Below are 7648 nucleotides of genomic sequence, written 5' to 3' on the forward strand. Positions count from 1 at the left end.
TCCGTCGCCCGAGGGCCACGCGGAGCAGAGCCGACCCGACGTCCCCACCCAGAGGCCGCCCGTGTGCTATCAACGACACCCGCCCCCTTCGACACCATCGCTTTCGGGCCAGAGGCGACTTTCGGACCGTCCCGGTCTCGAAATCTTGTGCGGAGTAGAGGAGTTGCCTACTCTCCTGAGGTTGCCGTTCTGCCGTCCGGGACAACCGAAGGCCCTCCGCCCGAAACCCGATCACCGGGAATCGGAGCCACCGTGCCCAGTCATGACACCGCGCCGGTCCGTCCACCGGACGACATCGTCGAGCCGTTGCGCTCCACGCTCGGACCGGCCGTCCACGCCCCCGGAACCATGCAGTACCAGAACGCCCTGGCACGCGTCTTCTTCCCCGAGGCCGCCCGCCGTCGACCCGCGTGCGTCGTGGCACCCCGTACGGTCGAGGACGTCGCGACCGTCATGAAGGTCGCCGCGGAGGCCGGCGTCCGGGTGACGGTGCGTGGCGGTGGGCTGAGTTCGAACTGCGTCACCGACGGGGCCGTCATGTTGGACCTCTCGGAGCACCTGAACACCGCCCGCCCCGACGGGGACCGGGTCGTGGTCGCCGGTGGGGCGACCATGGGCACGATGCACGGGGCCCTCGCCCCGGCAGCTCGTGCGGTGCCGGTCGGTGTCCTCGGCCACACCGGCCTGGGGATGGCCACCCGAGGGGGCATCGGCCATCTGACGAGGTCCCTGGGCCTCACCGTCGACCATCTCGTAGGGGTCGAACTGGTACTCCCGTCCGGTGACGTCGTCCGCCTCTCGGAGCGGAGCTCGGGCGAGGAAGCCGATCTGTGGTGGGCTGTCCGGGGCGGCGCGCCGTACGTCGGAGTGGTCGACTCCGCCGTGTTCCGGACCCACGAGATCGCCCCGGTCTGGGTCGACCGGACAGTGGTGGGGCCGGATGCCCTCGCCACGTATTTCCGGGTCGCTCCCGAACTGCCGCGACACACCGCCATGAGCGCGGTCCTCGGCCACACCGCCCTCGCGCCGGACGAGCCGGTCCTGTTCCTCTACACCGCTTGCACCGGCCGGCAGGACAGTGCCGTCGAGCGGGCCAGGGCCGCGGTGTCGGCGGTCGTCGCCGGCTCGGGCTCTTCGCCGCTCCACCGCTCGGAGTCGTGCGGCCGCTATCCGGCCGGGCTGCCCGAGTTCGCCATCCCCGGCGCCGCCGGCGCGGAGCCCGAACCACTCCGGTTGCCCGAGCCGGGCGAGCGTCCGCGCGGTTCCTTCTTCGGCAAGGCGACGTTCACCGGTCCCACGCTCGACGCCGCGCTCGCCGACGCCCTCGCGGACCGGATCCGCGCCGCACCCACGAAGGCGTGCCGCATCGACTTCCAGCACACCGGCGGGGCACTGGCCGACGTCGCCGACGGCGACACCGCCTTCTGGGGCAGAGGCGCCGAATGGAGCGTCCCGCTGAACGCGATCTGGGACGACGACGCCGACACCGAGGCCTGCCGGACGTGGGCGCGCGACACGCAGCGGGCGTTGACCGGGCACACCATCGGGATCTACAACGTCGAACTGCGGCCGGGCCTCCCCGAAACCGAGACCGAGACGCGGGCGGCCTACGGCGGAAACCTGGCCAGGCTCCGGGCACTTCAGCACCGCCACGACCGCACGGGGCTGCTCGGGCCGCCGCTCCCGTGACCCGCGGCCCGCTCTGTCAGTGGCGCGTGGCACAGTGCACCGCATGAACGAGGACATGCACGGTGCCGCGCTGATCGACCGGGTGATCGAACGGGTCCGGGAGCGGGGATGGCCCACCTGCGACGCCCCGGACCTCGACGACCCGGTGCCGCTCGCGCCCGAGGTGCTGGACCGGCTGAGACTGCCGGGCGGCCGGCCGCTGCCGCCCAGCCTGCGCCGCTGGCTGGCCTTCGACGGCTCCTGGCTCGCCGACGTCGGCTGGTACGAGGACCCGGCCGAGCCCGTCCTCGGCGACCGGGGACTGGGGGCGACGGCGGAGTGGATGTACGGCTCCTGCGGCGGCATGGCCTCGATGTTCGGCGACTTCGAGGAACTGCTGCCCGCCGTGTGCCTGCCGCTCGTCGGCGGCTGCGACTCGCGTCGCCTGCTCTACCTGGGCTCGCCGGACTCCACGGGCGAGTACCCCGTGCTGGTGACGGACATCGACGACCTGCCGTACGTGGGCGTGATGTACCCCGGTCTCGACGTGTACCTCGCCGACCTCGCCGAGCTCCTGGACCTGGACTTCGACACCTACACCTCGCTCGCCGAGCATCCCGAGTACGCCGCGCGGATGGCCGAGCACGCGGAGAACACGGGACTCGGTCCGGACGGACTCGAGTTCCACGAACTCGACCTCTTCGAATAGGCCGTCTCTTCCGCTCAGACGAAAGTCATTTGACGGCGTTGGGACAATGCCCGGCATGGGTACGGACATGAGCGGCTTCCTGGAGTATCGGGTGCCGCAGGACGATCAGGAGCCGATCTGGTACGGCGCACACGACCTCGGCTCCCTCAACCATGTCCGCAACTACGATGCGTTCGGTTGTCTCTTCGGGGTCCGCAACCACGCGAACTTCCGTCCCTTGGCGGCAGGCAGGGGATTTCCCGCCGACGCCTCGGACACCGTCGCCGAGCGGTTCGCCCAGCTGACCGAGTGGTACGGCGAAGACGGCTTTCACGGCACCACGTGGATCACGTGGGCCGAGGTGAAGGCCGTCGACTGGGACGAGCCCGCCGAGAAGCCCGACAGTCGGCTTCACCAATTCCGGCGGACTTCGAGTGGGCTCAGGATGACGGGCAAGGCCGCGTGGAACGGCGATGCGTTCGCCGAGGCTGTCGGTCTCGAAGCAGGCGAGGTCCGGGAGTGGCCCGAAGGAAGCGAGTGGCTCGTCGGGGACACGCTCTACAGATCCGTCACGATCCGCCGCAGAGATGCCATCACCGAAACCGGCGAGTGGCAACCCGTTTGGGAGGCCATGGAAGAACTCGCCGAACAGCACGGGGACGACAACGTGCGCCTGGTCGTGTGGTTCGACGACTGAGTAGGCAACCAGGCCACCGCCACGGCACATCGCCGCCGACTCAATGCGTCCCCGGACGCCGGAGGCGCTTCGATTCGGGCCGGTCGGCGATCTCCATGGCCCAGGCGCGGAAGGCCTCACGGTCCTGCGGCCGGATGCGCAGTTCGGCCGGTACGAGATCGGAGACGGCCGCGTCGAGGAGGTCCGCGAGGCCGAGGTGGCACCAGTCCTGGTGCACGCCGTTGTAGGCGGTCACGAGGGGGCCGACGCGCTCGCGGATCCGGACGGCTTCGGTATGCCCGACCCCGCCCCGCGCGAGGCGGTCCAGGGTTTCCGCCTGGTGTCGGGCGTCGAACCAGGTGTCGAGGAAGGGTTCGAGCAAGTCCCCCCAGACGTCGGGGCGATGGCGTATCGGGATCCGGTTCTCGGCGCAGAACCGTTCGAGCTCGGCGGTGTGCAGGGCGGATACGAAGACCGTGTCGCCCGAGACGGTGCGCAGCTCGGGCGGGCTCGCGGCCGGGTCCGCGTCCCGGACGGCCGCAGCGGGCGGGGAGTCCGGGAAACCTGCCCAGTCCCCGAGGACATGGATGCTCACCGGCCCATCCTGCCCTGCGGCAGGCCTGGTTGAGCGGGATGGGGTGGGGCCGCCGGCGGAGCCCGGGGACCGGCGGGTGACAACGTTTCCATTGCGGTGGCCGAGCAATCTGGCCAGAAGACTTCCGGCGCGATGCGACATGTGAAATTTTACATGTCACACATCAACGGCTCGTGTCCCCAACACGTGGCCACAACGGCCCCGGAGGCCCCCACAGATGCTTCCCTTCCGCATATCGAAGGCCGGCGCGCGCAGACTTCCTGCGCTCGGCGCAGCCGTCTTCATTGCGCTCGGTCTGCTCACGCCGCAGAGCCAGGCCGCCTCCGTCGGCGCCGCGGCCCCGACCCAGGGCCGCGCGAGCGGACCCTCGGCCTCGGGGCCGCGATCGATCCCGGTGCCCAAGTCCCCCGACGCGATGGACAACGGCTCGCGCTTCCGGATCTCCTCGCAGGACAGCTCCCGGGCGTCCGCCCCGGCCCTCGCCCCCACGCCCGTCCGCACGCCCACCGCCAAGGCGGACAGGCAGTCCTCGGCCGCCGCCGGGGACGACTGCGGCGACCTTTCCGGCGTGATCAACGCGACGGGCGGCGCGCTGGTCCAGCAACTCAAGGCCCTCCCCCGCATCGACTGCACCTACCCGCTGTTCGGCCTCACCGGGGACAACGCCCGCAAGGCCTTCCGCGAAGCCCAGATGGTGACCGTCGCGAACGCGCTGCGCGACGCCTCGGCCGGCTACTCGGGCAACAACAGTGCCTCCGTGGGCCAGTTGGTGCTGTTCCTGCGCGCCGGCTACTACGTGCAGGACAACCACGCCGACGTCGTCGGCGACTACGGCACCCCGCTGGAGAGTGCGGCGCGCGGCGCACTGGACGCCTTCTTCGCCTCCCCGCGCAGCAAGGACGTCACCGACGCCAACGGCGAGATCTTCAACGAGGTCGTCACGCTGATCGACAGCACCCACACGGCCGGTCGGTACGCCGGTGTGATCAAGTGGATGCTCGGCAGCTACGACGCCACATGGCCCGGGCAGATGAACCTCGCCATGCAGCACGTCGAATGGGTCGTCGAGAACGGCTTCAAGGCCAAGAACGACGCCCGCGGTTGGCGGGCCGCCCTCAAGGCCGACCCCGCCGTCCTCGACACCTGGGCCGGCTTCATCACGCGCAACGGCGCGCAGTTGAACCGCCTGGACGTCGTCAGCAACGTCGGCCGCTACCTCGGCTACGCCCTCGACGTCCCCGAACTCAAGGACCGGCTCCGGCCGCTGCTGAAGGACCTCATCAACCGCTACCCGAACGTCGGCCCCACCGCCCCGATCACCATGAACCTGGGCTGGTACACGCGCCAGTACGACCGGGGCAACTGTACGGCCTACGCCATCTGCGACCTGGGCGAACGCGTCCTCCCGGCGATCCTGCCGATCCAGCACACCTGCAACCCGGGCCTGAAGATCCGCGCGCAGGACATGTCCCCCGGCCAGCTGGGAAGCACCTGCACCAGCCTGGTCAACCAGGACGCCTACTTCCACCGGGTCATCGGCGACAAGGGCGCGATCCCCGGTGACGTGAACACGAACCTCGAAGTCGTCGTCTTCGACGACTACACCCAGTACTCGCTGTACGCCTGGGCGATCTACAACATCGACGTCGACAACGGCGGGATGTACGAGGAGGGCAACCCGTCCGCGCCCGGAAACCAGGCCCGGTTCATCGCCCACGAGGCGAGCTGGCTGCGCCCGGAATTCCAGATCTGGAACCTCAACCACGAGTACACCCACTACCTCGACGGCCGCTTCAACATGGCCGGCGATTTCGAGGCGGGCATCACCACGCCGACCATCTGGTGGGTCGAGGGCATCGCCGAGAACATCTCGTTCGGCTACCGCGGCGAGCGCAACGCCGACGCGATCGCCGAGGCCCGCAAGAACACGTACAAGCTCAGCGACCTGTTCGACACCGTCTACGGCCAGGACGAGAACCCGGACGTCAACTCGAACCGGGTCTACCGCTGGGGCTGGCTCGCGGTCCGCTACATGCTCCAGGCGCACCCGGCCGACGTCCAGACGGTGCTCGGCAAGTACCGTGCCGGCGACTGGACCGGTGCCCGCACCTTCCTGAAGCAGACCATCGGCACCGGTTACGACGCCGGCTTCGCCACTTGGCTGTCGACGGCCTGCGCGACGAACGACTGCGGCCCGCTGCCGGAGGCCCCGTCCATCCCGCAGTGCACCCTGGCGGACCCGCGCCAGTTCGACCAGAACTGCCGCCGGGACAACCTTTCGGCCTCCGCCGGCAACTACAGCTACCACTTCGTGTACCTGCCGGCCGGAGTCAAGCAGCTGACCATCACCAGCAGCGGCGGCACCGGGAACGCCGACCTGTACTACGGCGGCAGTAGCTGGGCCACCACCGGCAGCCACCAGGCGAAGTCCACCAACGCCGGCAACGCCGAGACCCTGACGATCGACAACCCGCCGTCCGGCTGGGTCTACTTCAGCCTCGCCGCCGCGCAGGACTTCAGCGGCGTGAGCCTCTCCACACAGTCCAAGTGACCCGGGCCGCCGGGGCCGGCCGACGGGTGTCGGAGGGTTCGGCGGTCGCTTACGCGAAAGACGCTCGGCAGGGGTTCCCTGCCGAGCGTCTTCGTACGTCTACTGCGCGTGCTGCGCGTACTGCGCGTACTGCCGCCGGTTTACTGATCGTTTCAGAATGAGATGGGCTCATGGCAAGACGTCACTCATAGGCGGAGCGGCGGTTGAGGACCTCGTTCCATACGTCGCCGCCATCGGCCCAGCTCCAGAGCCAACGTCGCAGCGATGACGACGCATGTCGCAGGCCGTCATGCGGGTCTTCGCCCCATGTGGGCTCCCAACCGTCAGCGTCGTAAAGGAGCACCGGGTTGTCGACCGCAGTCAAAGAGACGTGCCACTCCATCGTGCAGCCGGCGTACGCGAGGTGGAGCCACGACGCCGGCACACCCTGAGTCCGGTTCCGTTCGTAGACGCTGACCGCGCACGGCCAGTCGTAGAGGTGCCCGAGTGGACGATTGCCCTCGGTCAGGGAGGCGAGTCCACTGTCAGGGCCAAAGCCACCGTTGGCGACCTCGGTGTAAACGCGCCGCAGCAGTTCGGGGAGAGGGCGTCCGATTCGTCGTTCCGCCTTCTCCACCTCGGCCAGAGCGATCGGTGGGAACAGCGGCCCACGGGAAGCATCGGCGTAGTAGACGGCTACCTCCTCGGCCCCTGCCTTGAGCTGGACTGTTCCGTTGCTGCCATACGACACGATGTCGTCTCGGTCCTGGTCCAACCGCTCGCTGCCGTAACGCTCGGTTATCCACGCAACAGGAACGTCCGCTGCGTCGAAGCGCCGGCCCGGGTCCCACGCACGAGCCCGCAGCCTCTCGATCAGCATGTTGTCGTCCCTCTCCCCAGTGTTGAGCTCAGGGAGGGGCTCACGGCAACGTGTCGCGGGCCTGTCGTATGGGAGGTACGTCATGCGTCGGGAGCTTACTGCTGGGCTGTGACTGAGTGCCGGAGCCGCCGGAGGCAGTCGATCGCCACGTCGTCCTTGTCCAGCAGACCAGTAGCCCGCAGCTCCGCGGGAAGTGCTGCGTGCAGGCGGGGCCAGAGGCCGGCCTCTGTCCAGTCCGGCAGACGACGCCAGGCGGTCACGCCGGAGCAACCCACAATCTGGATAGGCACGTCGCGCCAGGCCACGCCCGTGCGCAAGACCTACAGGATGGCGCCCAGCGCGACCCAGTCAGGCACTGGCAGTCGTCCAGGATGGCGATGACGCCGTGCAGGCCGTGTCGGCAGCAGCGTAGCCACGCGTTTCCAGAGGTCGTCAGGAACAAGATCGACAGACATCCTGCAGACACTGCCCGGCTACGCCGTCAGTCGTCAAAGCCATTCATTCTGAAACGATCAGTTAGTACCAGTGGTTGGCGGACCAGAAGTTCCAGGCCTCGACGGGGCTGCCGTAGCGGGAGTTCATGTAGTCCAGGCCCCACTTGATCTGGGTGG

General features: G+C 69.0%; 6 protein-coding genes and 2 pseudogenes. 4 read left to right on the forward strand and 4 right to left on the reverse strand.

The features are described 5' to 3' along the window. Positions 1-252 precede the first annotated feature (252 nt). Genes ACFYZL_RS07320 through ACFYZL_RS07330 form a run of 3 tightly spaced genes read left to right on the forward strand, consistent with a single transcriptional unit; the run spans position 253 to position 3053 of the window. On the forward strand, positions 253-1689 hold the full coding sequence (locus tag ACFYZL_RS07320) for an FAD-binding oxidoreductase (protein WP_388676892.1): 1437 nt from the start codon (positions 253-255) through the stop codon (positions 1687-1689). A gap of 43 nt (positions 1690-1732) precedes the next feature. Next, positions 1733-2377 carry a hypothetical protein gene (locus tag ACFYZL_RS07325; RefSeq protein ID WP_384755267.1) on the forward strand — a complete coding sequence of 215 codons (645 nt, stop codon included), beginning with the start codon at positions 1733-1735 and terminating at the stop codon, positions 2375-2377. A 55-nt stretch (positions 2378-2432) separates the two neighbouring features. Further along, complete coding sequence (locus ACFYZL_RS07330) at positions 2433-3053, forward strand: hypothetical protein (protein WP_388676895.1); 621 nt, start codon at positions 2433-2435, stop codon at positions 3051-3053. A 40-nt stretch (positions 3054-3093) separates the two neighbouring features. Here the strand turns inward: ACFYZL_RS07330 and ACFYZL_RS07335 are convergent, their stop codons facing one another. Beyond that, positions 3094-3627, reverse strand: coding sequence for a hypothetical protein (locus tag ACFYZL_RS07335; RefSeq protein ID WP_388676898.1), 534 nt, complete (start codon positions 3625-3627; stop codon positions 3094-3096). Between the two features lie 217 nt (positions 3628-3844). Between ACFYZL_RS07335 and ACFYZL_RS07340 the strand changes: the two genes are divergently transcribed. Next, positions 3845-6178: a collagenase gene (locus ACFYZL_RS07340; RefSeq protein WP_388676901.1), complete on the forward strand. Its 2334-nt coding sequence runs from the start codon at positions 3845-3847 to the stop codon at positions 6176-6178. Positions 6179-6359: 181 nt separating this feature from the next. Here the strand turns inward: ACFYZL_RS07340 and ACFYZL_RS07345 are convergent, their stop codons facing one another. From ACFYZL_RS07345 to ACFYZL_RS07355, 3 genes and pseudogenes are all read right to left on the reverse strand, one after another. Continuing rightward, entirely contained in the window at positions 6360-7037 is a 678-nt protein-coding gene (locus ACFYZL_RS07345) for a hypothetical protein (protein WP_388676904.1), read from the reverse strand. A 137-nt stretch (positions 7038-7174) separates the two neighbouring features. After that, positions 7175-7492, reverse strand: a pseudogene (locus tag ACFYZL_RS07350) (transposase); the annotation flags it as partial. Positions 7493-7553: 61 nt separating this feature from the next. Further along, a pseudogene (locus tag ACFYZL_RS07355) lies at positions 7554-7648 on the reverse strand (lytic transglycosylase domain-containing protein); the annotation flags it as partial.

The organism is Streptomyces sp. NPDC001717, assembly GCF_042892775.1.
GTDB lineage: Bacteria > Actinomycetota > Actinomycetes > Streptomycetales > Streptomycetaceae > Streptomyces.